The organism is Streptomyces venezuelae (assembly GCF_008642275.1).
Taxonomy (GTDB): domain Bacteria; phylum Actinomycetota; class Actinomycetes; order Streptomycetales; family Streptomycetaceae; genus Streptomyces; species Streptomyces venezuelae_E.
In genome coordinates this window covers 3,724,340-3,741,204 of the sequence record NZ_CP029189.1, presented here as the reverse complement: position 1 = coordinate 3,741,204, position 16,865 = coordinate 3,724,340, and the positions used below count along the sequence as shown (strand labels likewise).

15 protein-coding genes are annotated in these 16,865 nt (G+C 69.0%); 8 read left to right on the top strand and 7 right to left on the bottom strand.

Annotated features, from left to right (window positions below; all coding sequences use genetic code 11):
- Positions 1-58: 58 nt before the first annotated feature.
- Both DEJ51_RS16430 and DEJ51_RS16425 read right to left on the bottom strand, forming a co-directional pair.
- Positions 59-1,141 (bottom strand): inositol-3-phosphate synthase, encoded by a 1,083-nt coding sequence (locus DEJ51_RS16430; protein ID WP_150258239.1) that lies wholly within the window; start codon positions 1,139-1,141, stop codon positions 59-61.
- Positions 1,142-1,190: 49 nt separating this feature from the next.
- Positions 1,191-1,793, bottom strand: coding sequence for a PadR family transcriptional regulator (locus DEJ51_RS16425; RefSeq protein WP_030008393.1), 603 nt, complete (start codon positions 1,791-1,793; stop codon positions 1,191-1,193).
- A 275-nt stretch (positions 1,794-2,068) separates the two neighbouring features.
- Between DEJ51_RS16425 and DEJ51_RS16420 the strand changes: the two genes are divergently transcribed.
- The gene (locus DEJ51_RS16420; protein ID WP_150258238.1) at positions 2,069-4,678 is read left to right on the top strand and encodes a transglycosylase domain-containing protein; all 2,610 of its coding nucleotides are present in this window, start codon (positions 2,069-2,071) and stop codon (positions 4,676-4,678) included.
- Between the two features lie 93 nt (positions 4,679-4,771).
- Entirely contained in the window at positions 4,772-6,232 is a 1,461-nt protein-coding gene (locus DEJ51_RS16415; protein WP_150258237.1) for a glycosyltransferase family 87 protein, read from the top strand.
- 10 nt (positions 6,233-6,242) lie between these two features.
- Here DEJ51_RS16415 and DEJ51_RS16410 read toward each other — a convergent pair whose 3' ends face one another.
- The 3 genes from DEJ51_RS16410 to DEJ51_RS16400 form a co-directional block, all read right to left on the bottom strand.
- A complete protein-coding gene (locus tag DEJ51_RS16410) occupies positions 6,243-7,274 on the bottom strand; it encodes an alanine racemase (RefSeq protein WP_150258236.1) in 1,032 nt (343 codons plus the stop codon).
- Positions 7,275-7,350: 76 nt separating this feature from the next.
- Complete coding sequence (locus DEJ51_RS16405) at positions 7,351-8,469, bottom strand: lipid II:glycine glycyltransferase FemX (RefSeq protein ID WP_150258235.1); 1,119 nt, start codon at positions 8,467-8,469, stop codon at positions 7,351-7,353.
- Between the two features lie 151 nt (positions 8,470-8,620).
- A complete protein-coding gene (locus DEJ51_RS16400) occupies positions 8,621-8,923 on the bottom strand; it encodes a hypothetical protein (RefSeq protein ID WP_030008388.1) in 303 nt (100 codons plus the stop codon).
- A 250-nt stretch (positions 8,924-9,173) separates the two neighbouring features.
- Here DEJ51_RS16400 and rpsF point away from each other — a divergent pair, with 250 nt between their 5' ends.
- From rpsF to rplI, 4 genes are all read left to right on the top strand, one after another.
- On the top strand, positions 9,174-9,464 hold the full coding sequence (gene rpsF, locus DEJ51_RS16395; RefSeq protein WP_004950685.1) for a 30S ribosomal protein S6: 291 nt from the start codon (positions 9,174-9,176) through the stop codon (positions 9,462-9,464).
- A 72-nt stretch (positions 9,465-9,536) separates the two neighbouring features.
- Complete coding sequence (locus DEJ51_RS16390) at positions 9,537-10,130, top strand: single-stranded DNA-binding protein (protein ID WP_150258234.1); 594 nt, start codon at positions 9,537-9,539, stop codon at positions 10,128-10,130.
- Positions 10,131-10,173: 43 nt separating this feature from the next.
- Positions 10,174-10,410, top strand: a complete 237-nt coding sequence (gene rpsR / locus DEJ51_RS16385; RefSeq protein WP_005315025.1) for a 30S ribosomal protein S18 — start codon at positions 10,174-10,176, stop codon at positions 10,408-10,410.
- 18 nt (positions 10,411-10,428) lie between these two features.
- A complete protein-coding gene (gene rplI, locus DEJ51_RS16380) occupies positions 10,429-10,875 on the top strand; it encodes a 50S ribosomal protein L9 (RefSeq protein WP_030008386.1) in 447 nt (148 codons plus the stop codon).
- Between the two features lie 136 nt (positions 10,876-11,011).
- Here rplI and DEJ51_RS16375 read toward each other — a convergent pair whose 3' ends face one another.
- Positions 11,012-12,352, bottom strand: a complete 1,341-nt coding sequence (locus tag DEJ51_RS16375; protein ID WP_150258233.1) for an MATE family efflux transporter — start codon at positions 12,350-12,352, stop codon at positions 11,012-11,014.
- 452 nt (positions 12,353-12,804) lie between these two features.
- Between DEJ51_RS16375 and dnaB the strand changes: the two genes are divergently transcribed.
- A complete protein-coding gene (gene dnaB, locus DEJ51_RS16370; RefSeq protein ID WP_150261963.1) occupies positions 12,805-14,271 on the top strand; it encodes a replicative DNA helicase in 1,467 nt (488 codons plus the stop codon).
- 9 nt (positions 14,272-14,280) lie between these two features.
- Entirely contained in the window at positions 14,281-15,666 is a 1,386-nt protein-coding gene (locus tag DEJ51_RS16365; protein ID WP_150258232.1) for a serine hydrolase domain-containing protein, read from the top strand.
- A gap of 14 nt (positions 15,667-15,680) precedes the next feature.
- Here the strand turns inward: DEJ51_RS16365 and DEJ51_RS16360 are convergent, their stop codons facing one another.
- On the bottom strand, positions 15,681-16,850 hold the full coding sequence (locus DEJ51_RS16360; RefSeq protein ID WP_150258231.1) for a winged helix DNA-binding domain-containing protein: 1,170 nt from the start codon (positions 16,848-16,850) through the stop codon (positions 15,681-15,683).
- Between the last annotated feature and the right edge of the window lie 15 nt (positions 16,851-16,865).

The window sequence follows — 16,865 nt, the reverse complement described above, 5'->3', positions numbered from 1 at the left end:
GGACCCTCCGCGGAAGAACTGCCGAAGTCCAGGTGTCGTGAAGACCCTTGGGTTTCGGTTAGCGCTCGACCTCGCCCTTGATGAACTTCTCGACGTTGGCCAGGGCCTCGTCGTCGAAGTACTGCACCGGCGGGGACTTCATGAAGTAGCTGGACGCCGACAGGATCGGGCCGCCGATACCGCGGTCCTTGGCGATCTTCGCGGCGCGCAGGGCGTCGATGATGACACCGGCCGAGTTCGGGGAGTCCCACACCTCGAGCTTGTACTCGAGGTTCAGCGGGACGTCACCGAAGGCGCGACCCTCCAGGCGGACGTAGGCCCACTTGCGGTCGTCGAGCCACGCGACGTAGTCGGACGGGCCGATGTGGACGTTCTTCTCGCCGAGCTCACGGTCGGGGATCTGCGAGGTGACGGCCTGCGTCTTCGAGATCTTCTTCGACTCGAGGCGGTCGCGCTCCAGCATGTTCTTGAAGTCCATGTTGCCGCCGACGTTGAGCTGCATGGTGCGCTCAAGACGGACACCGCGGTCCTCGAACAGCTTCGCCATCACGCGGTGCGTGATGGTGGCGCCGACCTGCGACTTGATGTCGTCGCCGACGATCGGGACACCGGCCTCGGTGAACTTGTCCGCCCACTCCTTGGTGCCGGCGATGAAGACCGGGAGGGCGTTGACGAAGGCGACCTTGGCGTCGATGGCGCACTGGGCGTAGAACTTCGCCGCGTCCTCGGAACCGACCGGCAGGTAGCAGATCAGGACGTCGACCTCGCGGTCCTTGAGGACCTGGACCACGTCGACCGGAGCCTCGGCGGACTCCTCGATCGTCATGCGGTAGTACTTGCCCAGGCCGTCGTAGGTGTGGCCGCGCTGGACGGTCACACCGGCGTTCGGGACGTCGCAGATCTTGATGGTGTTGTTCTCGCTGGCGCCGATGGCGTCCGAAAGGTCGAGGCCGACCTTCTTCGCGTCGACGTCGAACGCGGCGACGAACTCGATGTCACGCACGTGGTAGTCGCCGAACTGGACGTGCATCAGCCCGGGGACCTTGGACGCCGGGTCGGCGTCCTTGTAGTACTCGACGCCCTGCACCAGCGAGGCGGCGCAGTTGCCCACGCCGACGATGGCTACGCGAACCGAACCCATTCCGGTTGCTCCCTGTTTGTTCTCGGACGAGGTCTGCGAGGTGCAGGCCTCATTTTTCAGTTTCGTCGGACGGGCCGGATCGTCTCCGATCCCGTCCCGCCCGCTCACTCTCGATGAGCTCGTTCAGCCAGCGCACTTCGCGCTCCACGGACTCCATGCCGTGACGCTGCAGCTCAAGCGTGTAGTCGTCGAGGCGCTCCCGCGTCCGGGCGATCGAGGCACGCATCTTCTCCAGACGCTCCTCCAGCCGGCTGCGGCGGCCCTCCAGCACTCGCATGCGGACGTCTCGTTCGGTCTGGCCGAAGAAGGCGAAGCGGGCGGCGAAGGACTCGTCTTCCCAGGTGTCGGGGCCCGTGTGGGAGAGCAACTCCTCGAAGTGCTCCTTACCGGCGGCCGTCAACCGGTAGACGATCTTGGCGCGGCGCCCTGCGAGTGAAGCGGCGAGAGCGTCCTCCGGGGCGTTGCCCGGCTCCTCGATCAACCAGCCGTTGGCGACCAGCGTCTTGAGGCAGGGGTAGAGCGTCCCGTAGCTGAAGGCTCTGAACACCCCCAGCGAGGTGTTGAGCCGCTTGCGCAGCTCGTAGCCGTGCATGGGGGATTCACGAAGCAGGCCGAGGACGGCGAACTCGAGGATGCCTGAGCGTCTGCTCATCCGCCTGCCTCTCCTCCGCCCCTGAGTCTTTATGTCGAGCTGATGTATCGGCTCGATACATCCAGACGATAGAACGGGCCGCTCTGATCGACAAGGGGAGACGTGGTGACCGGTGTCACATCACCAATTCGCACCAGGCACGTTGCCTGATTTGGGGTGAACTTCGGCACTGGGCGCGTTTTGAGCGTGCGTAGTCTGTGCGCCATGACACCGGGGGGGACCGGAACTAATCTGCCGCTTCCAGGCCACTCGCCTGCCCGAGGAGTAGTCGTTCGATGAGCGAGCACCGTCGCAAACCGCCGCAGCCCGAAGGCGGTGGGCGCGCCTCAGCCCGCCGCGCCGCCCAGCCGCGCCCTGGAAGGGGCGCGGCTGCACGTGATGTCCCCACGGCGTCACACAGCGGCCCGTACGCACCTGAGCCCGGCCAGGGCAGCCGTGCCGAGACCAGGGCCGCGCAGAGAGGCAGCGGCCGCGGGAGAGGATCCGGCGCCGCCACGCGCGGCGCCGGGCGGCCGGACAAGCGGCTCATCAACTACCCGCGGTCCGACAGGGACGGCTGGAAGCGCTTCGTGCCGTCCTGGAAGTTCGTCGCCGGTACGGCCCTGGGCTTCTTCGCGGTCATCACGGCCGGTGCCGGCATCGGCATCGCGATGGTGGGCACGCCGGACCCGAACAAGGCCGCGCAGGCGCAGAACAACGTCTTCTACTGGGCCGACGGCAGTCAGATGGTGGCGACGGGCGGTTCGATGAACCGGCAGATCGTGCCCATCTCCAGCATCCCCCGGTCGATGAGGGACGCCGTGATCTCGGCGGAGAACGAGTCCTTCGAGACGGACAAGGGCGTGGACCCGATGGGTGTCGCCCGTGCCGTGTGGAACATGGCCACGGGCGGCTCCACCCAGGGCGGCTCGACCATCACCCAGCAGTACGTGAAGAACACCTACCTGGACTCCGACCAGACGCTCAAGCGGAAGGCCACCGAGCTCTTCATCGCGATAAAGCTGGGTGTCTACGAGGAGAAGGACAAGGTCCTCGAGGGCTACCTGAACACCGCCTACTACGGCCGGGACGCCTACGGGATCCAGGCCGCGGCCCGTGCCTACTTCGGCAAGGACAGCCAGGACCTGAACCCCTCGGAGTGCGCCTTCCTGGCCGCCGTGCTGAAGGGCCCCAACCTCTACAACCCGGACGGCGGCATCGGTGCCGCGGCCACCCCCGCCCTCAACGAGAAGCGGGCCCGGGAGCGCTGGAGCTGGGTGCTCGACCGCGAGGTCGAGGTCGGCCGGATGGACAAGGCCGCGCGCGCGAAGTTCACGGACGCGGACTTCCCCCCGCGCGTCGAGTCGGAGCAGGCCCGCGGCATGACCGGTCAGATCGGCTACCTGGTCGACACGGCCAAGGCCTACGTGATGAAGACCAAGAACATCACCCCCGACCAGATGGCCATGGGCGGCTACCGGATCAAGACCACCTTCCAGAAGCCGAGGGTGGACGCCCTGTCCAAGGCGGTCGAGGACACCCGCAACGGGTTCATCGACGAGAAGGGCCGTCCCGAGACGGACACCTTCGTGCAGTTCGGCGCGGCCTCGGTGGACGTGAAGACCGGAGCCCTCGTGGCCCTGTACGGCGGCCCGGGCTGGGACCACAAGTACTTCAGCAACAACGCCAACTCCAGCGGTGTCCCGGTCGGCTCGACCTGGAAGCCCTACGTGCTGGCGGCGGCGATGGAGTACGGCACCCAGAACTCCAAGGGCAAGGGCATCTCGGCCGACAGCAAGTACCAGGCCAACGACCTCACCGTGATCAACAACCGTGAGGGCAAGCCGCTGCGCGACGCGTCGGGTGCACCGTTCAAGCAGAAGAACGAGAGTCCCACCGCCTTCGGGTACGTGACCCTGAACGAGGCGATGGAGAAGTCCATCAACGTCCCGTTCGCCCAGCTCGTCTTCGACGTCGGCCATGACAAGGTCAGGGCCGTGGCCAAGTCCACGGGCATCCTGGAGGAGTCGGTCAACCCGAACAACGACGCCTCCTTCGCCCTCGGTACCTCCACCCCGAGCGCCATCCGCATGGCGGACTCGTACGCGACCTTCGCCGCCTCCGGCACGCACCGTGAGCCGTTCTCCGTGACCGAGGTCGAGAAGGACGGCGAGAAGCTGTCTGGCTTCGAAGCCCCCAAGGACCAGCGGGCCATGGACAGCGCCGTGGCCGACAACATCACCAAGGTGCTGGAGAACGTCGTCGAGAACGGCACCGGCAAGAAGGTCAAGAAGCTGGGCCGGCCGGCTGCCGGCAAGACCGGTACCACGGACGAGAACAAGTCGGCGTGGTTCGTCGGCTACACCCCGGAGCTGTCCACCTCGGTGGTCCTCTTCCGCACCGACCCCAACTCGCCGGACAAGAAGCTGATCTCCATGAAGGGCGTGGGCGACATCCCCTCCCTCCACGGTGGTGACATCCCGGCCGAGATCTGGACCGAGTACATGGGCGAAGCGCTCAAGGGTCTTCCGGTCAAGCAGTTCCCGGAGGCCGAGGACATCGGGGTGACCGCCGACTCCGCCGGGGCCCCCTCCCCCACGCCCTCGGCCGTCGTCCCGGCGTCTCCCTCCCCGTCGACGCTCCCGCCGAGCTCCCCGCCGCCGTCGCCCTCCCCGTCGAAGGGCGGTCGGCCGTCCTGCCCGCCGTGGCGGCTGGGCTGCGACCCGGACACCACGCGCGGGACCACCAACGGAGGCGCGAACAGCGGTGCCAACACCGGCAGCACCTCGGGCAACACCTCCGGGGTGATCGGCGGACCCAGCGGGTCACCGTCCCCGACGCAGAGCGGGAGACCGGGCCGTCCGGGCGGCATCACCGGTGGGTTCGACGACTCCGCCCCCGAGTGACCCGTAGCACCGCTCCCTGAGCCGCAGAAGGCCGTCGCACCCCGTGTGCGACGGCCTTCCCGCATGTCCGGTCCGGTACGGCAGGATGAGCCCATGACCAAGGTGCACGAGGACAGCCCCGTACTGCCGACACAGCAGGACGAGGTCGCCGCAGCCGGCAGTGAGCTCATCGGCGGCCCGCTCGGCCGCTACGCCCGGCTCGGCGGGCACTGGCTGGGCCCGGTGCGGGTCGTGGCGCTCATCGCCATCGGGATGTTCGCGCTCGGCATGGTCCAGAAGCTGCCCTGCTACGACTGGGCGTGGTTCCGGGGGGCGGGCTCGCAGTACACCCACGCCTGCTACTCCGACATCCCGCACCTGTACGCGGTACGCGGCTTCGCCGACAACCTCACGCCCTACTTCGACCGGCTCCCCGGCGACATGGAGTACCTGGAGTACCCGGTGCTCACCGGGCTCTTCATGGAGATCGCCTCCTGGCTGACCCCCGGCAGCGGCTCCATGCAGCACCGCGAACAGATGTACTGGATGGTCAACGCGGGCATGCTGATGGCCTGCGCCGCCGTCATCGCCGTGTGCGTCGCCCGCACCCATCGCCGCCGGCCCTGGGACGCCCTGCTCTTCGCCCTGGCACCCGCCTTCGCCCTCACCGCGACGATCAACTGGGACCTGCTGGCCATCGCCCTGACCGCCGCCGGGATGCTCATGTGGTCCCGCGGCCGGACGGTCCTCTTCGGCATCCTCATCGGGCTGGCCACCGCGGCCAAGCTCTACCCCGTACTGCTGCTCGGGGCGCTGTTCGTGCTCTGCTGGCGGGCCGGGAAGTGGCGTGCCTTCGGTGGCGCCGTGCTCGGCGCGGCCGGAGCCTGGCTCGTGGTCAACCTGCCGGTGATGCTCTTCGCGTGGGACGGCTGGAAGAAGTTCTACACCTTCAGCCAGGAACGGCCCATCGACTTCGGCTCGGTGTGGCTGCTGATCTCCCAGCGCACGGGCAACTCGCTGGAGGGCGCCAACACGTACGCGACCGGGCTGACGCTCCTGCTGTGCGGGGCCGTCGGACTGCTCACCCTGACCGCCCCGCGGCGGCCCCGCTTCGCACAGCTGGCCTTCCTCGTCGTCGCCGCCTTCATCCTGTGCAACAAGGTCTACTCACCGCAGTACGTGCTGTGGCTCATCCCGCTCGCCGCACTGGCCCGCCCGCGCTGGCGGGACTTCCTGGTCTGGCAGGCGGGCGAGGTCGTCTACTTCCTCGGGATCTGGTTCTACCTCGCCTACACGTCCAGCGCGGACAAGCACCAGGGCCTGCCCGTGGAGGGCTACCAGCTGGCGATCATCGCCCACCTGCTGACCACCCTGTACCTGTGCGCGGTCATCGTCCGGGACATCCTGATGCCCGAGCGGGACGTCGTACGGAGGGACGGCTCGGACGATCCCTCCGGCGGGGTCCTGGACGGCGCGGAGGACGTGTTCGTGCTGTCGGACGCGGCGAGGGCGCCGCAGTACGCGACGCCCTCGGACGGACAGCGGGTCGCCTGGGGTACGAGCCCCCAGGACTGACCGGTCGAACTCAGGCGTCGAGCACCCGGTCGAACTGCGTGGTGGTGTGCCGCAGGTGCGCCACCAGCTCGTCGCCGACCTTCGGCTCGGTCGCGTCCGAGGGCACGAACAGGATCGACACCTGCATGTGCGGCGGCTCCGCGAACCAGCGCTGCTTGCCCGCCCACACGAAGGGAGAAAGGTTCCGGTTGACCGTGGCCAGACCGGCCCGGGCGACGCCCTTCGCGCGTGGCATCACACCGTGGAGCGCCTTGGGGGCCTCCAGGCCCACCCCGTGCGAGGTGCCGCCGGCGACCACGACCAGCCAGCCGTCGGAGGCGGCCTTCTGCTGCCGGTAGCCGAACCGGTCGCCCTTGGCCACGCGCGTGACGTCGAGGACCGCGCCGCGGTACTCGGTGGCCTCGTGGTCGCCCAGCCACAGCCGGGTGCCGATACGGGCCCGGAAGCGGGTCTGCGGGAACTGCTGCTGCAGCCGTGCGAGCTCCGTGGCCCGCAGGTGGCTGACGAACATGGTGTGCAGCGGGAGCCGGGCCGCGCGCAGCCGGTCCATCCAGCCGATGACCTCCTCGACGGCGTCCGAGCCGTCCGGGCGGTCCAGGGGCAGGTGCAGGGCGAAGCCCTCCAGCCGGACGTCCTCGATGGCGGCGTGCAGCTGGCCGAGGTCCTGCTCGGAGATGCCGTGGCGGCGCATCGAGCTCATGCACTCGATGACCACCCGGGCCCCCACCAGACCGCGTACCCCGTCCAGCGACGCGACCGAACGGATGACCCGGTCGGGCAGCGGGACCGGGTCCTCGCCCCGCCGGAACGGGGTGAGGACGAGCAGGTCGCCGCCGAACCAGTCCTTGATGCTGGCGGCCTCGTACGTCGTTCCCACGGCCAGGATGTCGGCGCCCATGCGGGTCGCCTCCTCGCAGAGCCGCTCGTGGCCGAAGCCGTAGCCGTTGCCCTTGCAGACCGGGATCAGGCCGGGGAACTGGTCCTGGATCTGCTTCTGGTGCGCACGCCAGCGCGCGGTGTCGACGTAGAGCGTGAGCGCCATGCCCGTCCGGAACCTCTCCTGAGAAGCTGCGTGATGCAGCGGTGCAGCGGTGTGTGTACGTGTGGGGCGGGGTCGGTCAGCGGCGCGACATGTAGATGTCGAGCGCCTTGTGCAGCATCTTGTTGAGCGGGAAGTCCCACTCGCCGACGTACTCCACGGCTTCGCCGCCCGTGCCGACCTTGAACTGGATCAGACCGAACAAGTGGTCGTTCTCGTCCAGCGTGTCAGAGATGCCGCGCAGGTCGTAGACGCTTGCGCCGAGCGCGTAGGAGTCGCGCAGCATGCGCCACTGCATCGCGTTCGAGGGGCGGACCTCGCGCTTGTGGTTGGCGGAGGCGCCGTACGAGTACCAGACGTGCTGGCCGACGGTGAGCATCGTGGCGGCGGCCAGCGGCTCTCCCTCGTGCGTGGCGATGTAGAGCCGCATCCGGTTGGGGTCCTCGGAGTTGAGGGCCGTCCACTGGCGCTGGAAGTAGCTGAGCGGACGCGGGCGGAACTTGTCGCGCTCGGCCGTGATCTCGTACAGGTGCTGCCAGGTCGGCAGGTCGTCGTAGCCGCCCTGGACGACCTCGACGCCGGCCTTCTCGGCCTTCTTGATGTTGCGGCGCCACAGCTGGTTGAAGCCCTTGAGGACGTCGTCCAGCGAGCGGTTGGCCAGCGGCACCTGGAACACGTAGCGCGGCTGGACGTCACCGAAGCCGGCGCCGCCGTCCTCGGCCTGCTGCCAGCCCATGCGGCGCAGCTTGTCCGACACCTCGAAGGCGCGGGGCTCGATGACCGAGGCCTCCACGTCGCGCAGGCGCTTCACGTTCGGGTCCTGGATACCGGCCTTGATGGCGGTCGAGTTCCAGCGGCGGATGACGACGGGCGGGCCCATCTTCACGGTGAAGGCGCCCTGCTGCTTGAGGTGGGCCAGCATCGGCTGGAGCCATTCCTCCAGGTTCGGGGCGTACCAGTTGATGACCGGGCCTTCGGGCAGGTACGCGAGGTACCGCTTCACCTTGGGCAGCTGCCGGTACAACACGAGGGCGGCGCCGACCAGTTCTCCGGACTCGTCGAACCAGCCGAGATTCTCGGAACGCCACTCGTTCTTCACGTCGGCCCACGCCGGGACCTGGCAGTGGCTCGCCGAGGGCAGGCTCTGGAGGTAACCCAGATGCTGCTCTCGGCTGATGGTCCTCAGGGACAGGCTCATGCGGGGCGTCTCCTCGGCGGCTTCGCTGGCTATGGCGCGAAGCCTACTGCGACAAGGGCGCCACCCTTCTGGGGGACGGGCCGTGGGCCCGGGCCGGTGCGTGGCCGGCGCCCTGCCGCGGAGGTGTCCCGGTCTGTCCCGGGCGGCCTGCTCAGCCCCCGAAGAGACCGCCGTGGAACATGCCGAGGTAGAAGCCGATGGCAGACGCGCCAAGGCCGATGATCAGCGCGAAGCGCTCGCGTGTCGTGACGGAGACGAACTGTCCGTACGCGCCGGTCAGGATTCCGATCAGCCCTGCCCACGAGCTGATCAGGTGAAGGTTGTGGAAGAAGGCCGTGACGAACGCCACGGCACCGAGGGTCAGAGTGACCGCCATCAGGGTGTCCTGCAGCGGGTGGGGCTTGCCGTCGGTGGAGAGGAGCGAGATCTGAGGGGGCCGCATTGCCTGTGCCATCGGAAGGGCACCTCCTGGCTGAAGCTGGCGGTGCTGCGGCTGCCTCCGGCAAGGGGCCGAGGGCATAGCACCGAGCACACCCGATGGATACAGATTGTGGCCCTCTCCCGGCGGATTTCAACCGGAAGGACGCGAGCAGGTAGTCTGTACAGCTGCGCGGTGTCTGCTCTGCGGACGCCGTGCTCACGCATCACGACCCTCCTGCCACGGAACGACCGTGGCCGCTGAGTCCAAAGGAGGTGGGTTCCACATGCGTCACTACGAAGTGATGGTCATCCTCGACCCCGATCTCGAGGAGCGCGCTGTCTCCCCGCTGATCGAGAACTTCCTCTCCGTCGTCCGTGAGGGCAACGGAAAGGTCGAGAAGGTCGACACCTGGGGCCGTCGTCGTCTCGCTTACGAGATCAAGAAGAAGCCCGAGGGCATCTACTCGGTCATCGACCTTCAGGCCGAGCCTGCGGTCGTCAAGGAGCTTGACCGACAGATGAACCTGAACGAGTCGGTTCTCCGGACCAAGGTCCTTCGCCCCGAGACCCACTGAACTTCGGTTCAGCGGTAATCGGGATCGAGTAGCACAGCAGCCCAGCAGCAATCCCCGCCGAGAGGTTCATCCATGGCAGGCGAGACCGTCATCACGGTCGTCGGCAATCTCGTCGACGACCCCGAGCTGCGCTTCACCCCCTCGGGTGCGGCGGTCGCGAAGTTCCGTGTCGCGTCCACCCCCCGCACCTTCGACCGTCAGACCAATGAGTGGAAGGACGGCGAGAGCCTGTTCCTGACCTGCTCGGTGTGGCGGCAGGCGGCGGAGAACGTCGCCGAGTCCCTCCAGCGAGGCATGCGCGTCATCGTGCAGGGCCGGCTGAGGCAGCGGTCGTACGAGGACCGTGAGGGTGTCAAGCGCACGGTCTACGAGCTGGACGTCGAGGAAGTCGGCCCCAGCCTGAAGAACGCCACGGCCAAGGTCGCCAAGACCACCGGCCGCGGTGGCCAGGGTGGATACGGAGGCGGCGGTCAGCAGCAGGGCGGCGGCGGTGGCAACTGGGGCGGAGCCCCCGGTGGCCAGCAGCAGGGCGGCGGAGCTCCCTCCGACGACCCGTGGGCGTCCAGCGCGCCGGCCGGTGGCCAGCAGCAGGGCGGCGGCGGGGGCGGTTGGGGCGGAAGCTCCGGCGGCTCCGGCGGTGGCTACTCGGACGAGCCGCCCTTCTAGGGCAGCTCGCATCCCCACTTCTTGATCACACAGGAGAGACACAATGGCGAAGCCGCCTGTGCGCAAGCCTAAGAAGAAGGTCTGCGCATTCTGCAAGGACAAGACCGCGTACGTGGACTACAAGGACACGAACATGCTGCGGAAGTTCATTTCCGACCGCGGCAAGATCCGTGCCCGCCGCGTTACCGGCAACTGCACGCAGCACCAGCGTGACGTCGCCACGGCCGTCAAGAACAGCCGTGAGATGGCGCTGCTGCCCTACACGTCCACCGCGCGATAAGGAAAGGGTGACCGACTAATGAAGATCATCCTGACCCACGAGGTTTCTGGCCTCGGTGCCGCCGGCGATGTCGTCGACGTCAAGGACGGTTACGCTCGCAACTACCTGGTCCCGCGTGGTTTCGCGATCCGCTGGACCAAGGGTGGCGAGAAGGACGTGGCGCAGATCCGCCGCGCCCGCAAGATCCACGAGATCGCGACCATCGAGCAGGCCAACGAGGTCAAGGCCAAGCTCGAGGGCGTGAAGGTCCGTCTGGCCACCCGCGCGGGTGACGCCGGTCGTCTCTTCGGTTCCGTGACCCCGGCCGACATCGCCACGGCGATCGAGTCCTCGGGCGGCCCGAAGGTCGACAAGCGCCGCGTCGAGCTCGGCTCCCCGATCAAGACCCTCGGTTCGTACCAGGTCTCCGTGCGTCTGCACGCCGACGTGGCCGCGAACGTGGGCATCGAGGTCGTCGCCGCCTAAGGGCTGCGCTCGAAGGGCCGCACCCCATCGGGGTGCGGCCCTTCGTCGTTGTCGGGCGGCGGTGTTTCACGTGAAACACCACTGACGCCCACCAGCCGTGTTTCACGTGAAACACGGCTGGGCCCGGTCATCTCCGCTACGGGCGAGTGGCTCCCGCGATCAGCCACCGGCCCGAGCCGGCGCGCAGCCGGAGAGTGATCATCCGGACCACCATCATCAGGGTCATGGCCCACCAGAGCGCCGTGAGGCCACCGCCGAGGACCGGCACGAGCAGTGCGGCCGGGGCGAAGGCCGCCAGCGTCACGAGCATCGCCTGGGCCAGGTAGCGGCCGTCGCCGGCGCCCATCAGCACCCCGTCGAGCACGAAGACGATGCCGGATACGGGCTGGGAGAGGGCCACGACCAGCAGGGCCGGCAGCAGGGCCGCCTCGACGGACGGATCACTGGTGAACAGCGGGATGAACACCGGGCGGGCCAGGACGACCAGCAGACCGAGTACGACACCGGAGACGATCCCCCAGCGCACCATGCGGCGGCAGACGGCTTTCGCACCGTCGGTGTCACCCGCGCCCAGGTAGCGGCCGATGATCGCCTGCCCGGCGATCGCCAGGGCGTCCAGGGCGAAGGCGAGCAGGCTCCAGAGGGAGAGCAGGATCTGGTGGGCGGCGATGTCGGCGTCCCCCAGCCGGGCGGCCACGGCGGTGGCGATCATCAGGATCGCGCGCAGCGACAGGGTGCGGACCAGTAGTGGAGCGCCCGCCTGGGCGCAGGCCCGGATGCCCGCGAGGTCGGGGCGCAGCGAGGCGCCGTGGCGCCGGGCGCCGCGGACGACCACGAAGAGGTACGCGGCCGCCATGGCGCACTGGGCGATGACGGTGCCCCAGGCGGAGCCGGCGATACCGAGCTCCGCACCGTAGACCAGGGCGACGTTCAGTCCCGCGTTGAGGGCGAAGCCGCCGATGGCCACGTAGAGCGGCGTACGGGTGTCCTGGAGGCCGCGGATGACCCCGGTGGCGGCCAGGACCATGAGCATGGCCGGAATGCCGAGGGCGGAGATCCGCAGATAGGTGATCGCGTACGGGGCGACGGTGTCGGAGGCTCCGAAGAGCGAGACCAGCGAAGGCGTCGCGGGAAGCACCACGGCGACGACGGCTGCGCCCAGCAGGAGGGCGAGCCAGATGCCGTCGATCCCCTGCCGGATGGCCGCCTGGAGGTCTCCCGCGCCGACGCGGCGGGCGACGGCCGCGGTAGTGGCGTAGGCGAGGAAGACGAAGACGCTCACGGCGGTGGTGAGCACCGCGGCGGCGATGCCGAGGCCGGCCAGCTGGGGGGTTCCGAGGTGCCCCACGATGGCGCTGTCGGCCATTACGAAGAGGGGCTCGGCGACGAGCGCGCCGAAGGCGGGGAGGGCGAGTGTGAAGATCTCTCGGTCGTGCCGCCCCGGACCTGCCTTGGGTGCTGCGAGAGCCTGTGTCATGCGCTCAATCTAATCTTCCACAGGTAATGGATGCAACTGAGTTTGAATCCTTACCGATACGTCGATTCAGGCGTTCCGTGCACCTCGTTGGAGGCGATCTTGAGCCAGTGTCCAAGAATTTTCTCCACGGTCGCGCCTGAGTGAAGAAAATGCAGGTCAGGTGGGGTGAGGGGGTGCCGCGGGTGATTTTGTCCACAGCGTCGTCCCCCGGTCCGTACACAGCTTCCGGCAAGTTACCCACAGCATTGGCGCCGTCATCCACATGTCGTCCACACAGCCTGTGGATAACAAGATTGGCTGACGCCGCTCTCGGGCCTACCGTGGTTCGTTGCCCGACTCGCCGACGGCGGATTCGGGTGCCCCAAATGTCAGAGCCGTGTCGTAGAAAGAGTGACACGGCGAGGTCCGCGTAGCGGACGGGAGGAGGCGGCCCGGTGAGCATGCCCGAGCCCATGGACGACCCCTGGGCCGACAGTGGTCCGGGCGACCGTCTGCCCGCCCGTCCACGCCGTAACAGCGAAGGCCGCGGCCGCGGGGACGAACAGCACGAGCGGGGCCGCGAGGGCGGCTCCTGGGACTCCGGCGGTGGCGGCGGGTTCGAGCGCGTCCCTCCCCAGGACCTCGACGCCGAGCAGTCGGTGCTCGGCGGCATGCTGCTCTCCAAGGACGCCATTGCGGATGTCGTCGAGGTCCTCAAGGGCCACGACTTCTACCGTCCCTCGCACGAGACGATCTACCAGGCCATCCTCGACCTGTACGCCAAGGGCGAGCCGGCCGACCCGATCACCGTCGGCGCCGAGCTGACCCGGCGCGGCGAGATCAGCAAGGTGGGCGGGGCCTCGTACCTGCACACCCTGGTCCAGTCCGTGCCGACCGCCGCCAACGCCGAGTACTACGCGGAGATCGTCCACGAGCGGGCCGTCCTGCGTCGCCTCGTCGCCGCCGGCACGAAGATCACGCAGATGGGATACGCGGCCGACGGCGACGTCGACGAGATCGTCAACAGCGCCCAGGCCGAGATCTACGCCGTCACCGAGCAGCGGACCTCCGAGGACTACCTGCCGCTCGGCGACATCATGGAAGGCGCCCTCGACGAGATCGAGGCGATCGGCTCCCGCAGTGGCCAGATGTCGGGTGTTCCCACCGGCTTCACGGACCTGGACTCGCTGACCAACGGCCTGCACCCGGGCCAGATGATCGTCATCGCGGCCCGTCCCGCCATGGGTAAGTCCACGCTCGCCCTGGACTTCGCCCGGGCCTGCTCCATCAAGAGCAACCTGCCGAGCGTGATCTTCTCCCTCGAAATGGGGCGCAACGAGATCGCCATGCGCCTGCTCTCCGCGGAGGCCAGGGTCGCGCTCCACCACATGCGCTCGGGCACGATGACGGACGACGACTGGACCCGGCTCGCCCGCCGGATGCCGGACGTCTCCGCGGCCCCGCTCTACATCGACGACTCCCCCAACCTGTCGATGATGGAGATCCGGGCCAAGTGCCGCCGGCTCAAGCAGCGCAACGACCTCTCGCTCGTGGTCATCGACTACCTCCAGCTGATGCAGTCGGGTGGTTCACGCCGTCCCGAGAGCCGTCAGCAGGAGGTCTCGGACATGTCCCGAAACCTCAAGCTGCTGGCGAAGGAGCTGGAGGTCCCCGTGATCGCGCTCTCCCAGCTGAACCGTGGTCCGGAACAGCGCACCGACAAGAAGCCGATGGTCTCCGACCTGCGTGAGTCGGGTTCCATCGAGCAGGACGCGGACATGGTGATCCTGCTGCACCGCGAGGACGCCTACGAGAAGGAGTCCCCCCGTGCGGGTGAGGCGGACCTGATCGTGGCGAAGCACCGTAACGGCCCCACGGCCACGATCACGGTGGCCTTCCAGGGTCACTACTCACGCTTCGTGGACATGGCCAACACGTAGCATCCGATCATGGATGAGCTTGCTGAGGACCTGGAACTTCTCCCTGCCACCCGGCGCGCCCTGAGGCACCGGATCGCCGTCGCGCAGAGCGAAGGGCGTGCGCCGTCCGTGGTGGCCGCCGTCCTGCGGGGTGGGGAGGTCGTCTGGGAAGGCTCCCGGACCTCGGTCGAGGGCCACGGTCCGGACGGTGACGTGCAGTACCGGATCGGCTCGATCACCAAGACGTTCACGGCGGTTCTCGTGATGCGGCTGCGGGACGAGGGCCTGATCTCCCTCGCCGACCCCCTGGAGAAGCACCTGCCGGGGACCGGGGCCGGTCAGGTGACCATCGCCCAACTGCTCTCCCACACCGGCGGGCTGGCGGCGGAGACGCCCGGCGAGTGGTGGGAGCGCACCCCCGGCGAACAGCGGCCCGAGCTCGGCGACGTGCTGGGGGAGGAGCCCTTCAAGCTGGCCCCGGGAACCCGGCACCACTACTCCAACCCCGGCTACACCCTGCTGGGTTCGCTGGTGGAGGCGGTGCGCGGAAGGCCCTGGGAAGAGGCACTGACGGCCGAGGTGCTGGAGCCGCTGGGGCTGGAACGCACGAGCGGAGAGCCGCAGGCGCCGCACGCGGGCGGCTGGGCGGTGCATCCCTGGGCGGACGTGATGATGCCCGAACCGCTGGAGGATCTGGGGCTGATGGCCGCGGCCGGCCGGCTGTGGTCCACGACCCGGGACCTGGCACGGTTCGCCGACTTCCTGCTGCGCGGTGACGAGCGCGTCCTGAGCGCCGAGTCCGTACGGGAGATGCGTACGGCGGCCTCGCCCCCGGAGCCCGGTCTCGCCGAGCTGGGATACGGGCTGGGCATGCAGCTGACGGCCGTCGGCGGGCGCAAGCTCGCGGGGCACAGCGGTTCGCTGCCCGGCTTCGTCGCGGGGCTGTGGCTGAGCGAGGCGGACGACGTGGCTGCGGTGGTGCTGGCGAACTGCACCTCGGGACTCCCGGCTTCGACGGTGGCCGCGGAGCTCGTGGGGATCGTGGCGGACGCCGAACCGCGCTTCCCACGGCCGTGGAGGCCGTTCCTGGAGTCGGACCACGTGCCGCTCGACCTGTGCGGCCCCTGGTACTGGGGGACTTCGGCCCAGGTGGTGCGCCTGACCGCGGACGGTCTGCTGGAACTGGGGCCAGCGGGCGGCAGCGGACGCACGGCCCGTTTCCGTGCCGAGCCGGACGGCAGCTGGACCGGCCTCTTCGGCTACTACGCCGGTGAGACGCTGCGGGCGGTGCGCCGTGCGGACGGCTCGGTGAGCCATCTCGACCTGGCGTCCTTCGTGTTCACCCGGGAGCCCTACGACACTGACGCCCCGGTGCCCGGCGGAGTGGACCCGCAGGGCTGGCGGGGCATCGGCTGACGGCTCCGGGCCGGTCAGGCGACGAGTTCACGTTCCAGCGGGGTACGGAAGCGCGGGGTGACACGGGCTTCTCCCACCCATGCGGCGAGCCGCGCGGCCTCGGTGGTGATCGCCTGCTCGGCTGCTGGGCCGGGACTGCCCAGCAGCCGCCAGACGATCTCCCCCTCGGAGCGCTGCGCCCAGCCGCCGACGATCTCGCCGTTCCACCACACGGTGGGGCCGATGTTGCCGGCGTAGTCGAACAGGGCACTGCGGTGGGCGGGGTCGAGGTGGAAGCCGCGGTCGGCCCAGCCCATGCCGGAGGGGTCCAGGGCGGGCAGCAGCGCCGCCCAGGGCTCCGGCGCCGGTTCGGGTCCGGTGTCTCCGGGGCCGACCAGGGCGGTGCTCCCGTCTTCGAGGCGGACCTGGTCCGGGCCCACGGCGGCGAGGGCCTTACGGACGTCCGTGAGGGTCCAGCCGGTCCACCACTTGAGGTCGGCCTCGGTCGCGGGACCGTACGCATGCAGCCAACGGCGGGCGATCTCGGTACGGGCGTCGGCGGCGGGCACGGCGGGCCAGGGGTCGGTGTGGACCCAGCGGTACTGGCTGGAGGTCCATGAACCGCGGGGTCGGTCGCGGCGGATCCGGCCGTCGGCGGCGAGCACCCGGATGACCCGGGTGGCGATCCCCTGCTCGGTCTCGTACTTCTTGCCGCGGCTGATGGTGATCTTCTGGCGCAGTGCGGGTACGGCCGCGGACAGCTGGCTGCCGGTGGAAGGGCCGTGTACGTCGAGGGCGTCGAGCGTGGCGGTCTCCGCCCGGGCGAGCCATGCGGCGTCGAGGCCCTGCCCGTCCTCGTCGAGGTGCTTGAGGAGGCTGCGGCGCTCCTTCACGGCGATCGCGCGGGCCGTGGAGGCGTCGACGTGCGGAGCGAGTTCAGCGGAGACCGCGAAGAGCGTGTTGCGCATACTGAGCAGACGCACGAGGCCGACCTCCTCGTAGAGCGCCCGCTCGATCACCTCGGGGCCGCCGGCGGCGAGGCGGGCCCGGGCCGAGAGGAAGACGGTCGCGGCGTCGGTGGCATGCAGGGCGACAACGGAGTCGGCGGTCTCGGTGACGGTCGCGGCGCGGGCAGACGGAGCCAGACGATGGCGCCGGCCGAGCCGGTGGCGTCGCTCGGCGGTGGTGACGAGAGGGAGGCTCATCCTCCCGATCGTAGG

Excerpts from the sequence above, each read along its gene's own strand:
- DEJ51_RS16430 (WP_150258239.1), bottom strand. The coding sequence starts at position 1,141 with ATGGGTTCGGTTCGCGTAGCCATCGTCGGCGTGGGCAACTGCGCCGCC.
- DEJ51_RS16425 (WP_030008393.1), bottom strand. The coding sequence starts at position 1,793 with ATGAGCAGACGCTCAGGCATCCTCGAGTTCGCCGTCCTCGGCCTGCTT.
- DEJ51_RS16420 (WP_150258238.1), top strand. The coding sequence starts at position 2,069 with ATGAGCGAGCACCGTCGCAAACCGCCGCAGCCCGAAGGCGGTGGGCGC.
- DEJ51_RS16415 (WP_150258237.1), top strand. The coding sequence starts at position 4,772 with ATGACCAAGGTGCACGAGGACAGCCCCGTACTGCCGACACAGCAGGAC.
- DEJ51_RS16410 (WP_150258236.1), bottom strand. The coding sequence starts at position 7,274 with ATGGCGCTCACGCTCTACGTCGACACCGCGCGCTGGCGTGCGCACCAG.
- DEJ51_RS16405 (WP_150258235.1), bottom strand. The coding sequence starts at position 8,469 with ATGAGCCTGTCCCTGAGGACCATCAGCCGAGAGCAGCATCTGGGTTAC.
- DEJ51_RS16400 (WP_030008388.1), bottom strand. The coding sequence starts at position 8,923 with ATGGCACAGGCAATGCGGCCCCCTCAGATCTCGCTCCTCTCCACCGAC.
- rpsF (WP_004950685.1), top strand. The coding sequence starts at position 9,174 with ATGCGTCACTACGAAGTGATGGTCATCCTCGACCCCGATCTCGAGGAG.
- DEJ51_RS16390 (WP_150258234.1), top strand. The coding sequence starts at position 9,537 with ATGGCAGGCGAGACCGTCATCACGGTCGTCGGCAATCTCGTCGACGAC.
- rpsR (WP_005315025.1), top strand. The coding sequence starts at position 10,174 with ATGGCGAAGCCGCCTGTGCGCAAGCCTAAGAAGAAGGTCTGCGCATTC.
- rplI (WP_030008386.1), top strand. The coding sequence starts at position 10,429 with ATGAAGATCATCCTGACCCACGAGGTTTCTGGCCTCGGTGCCGCCGGC.
- DEJ51_RS16375 (WP_150258233.1), bottom strand. The coding sequence starts at position 12,352 with ATGACACAGGCTCTCGCAGCACCCAAGGCAGGTCCGGGGCGGCACGAC.
- dnaB (WP_150261963.1), top strand. The coding sequence starts at position 12,805 with ATGGACGACCCCTGGGCCGACAGTGGTCCGGGCGACCGTCTGCCCGCC.
- DEJ51_RS16365 (WP_150258232.1), top strand. The coding sequence starts at position 14,281 with ATGGATGAGCTTGCTGAGGACCTGGAACTTCTCCCTGCCACCCGGCGC.
- DEJ51_RS16360 (WP_150258231.1), bottom strand. The coding sequence starts at position 16,850 with ATGAGCCTCCCTCTCGTCACCACCGCCGAGCGACGCCACCGGCTCGGC.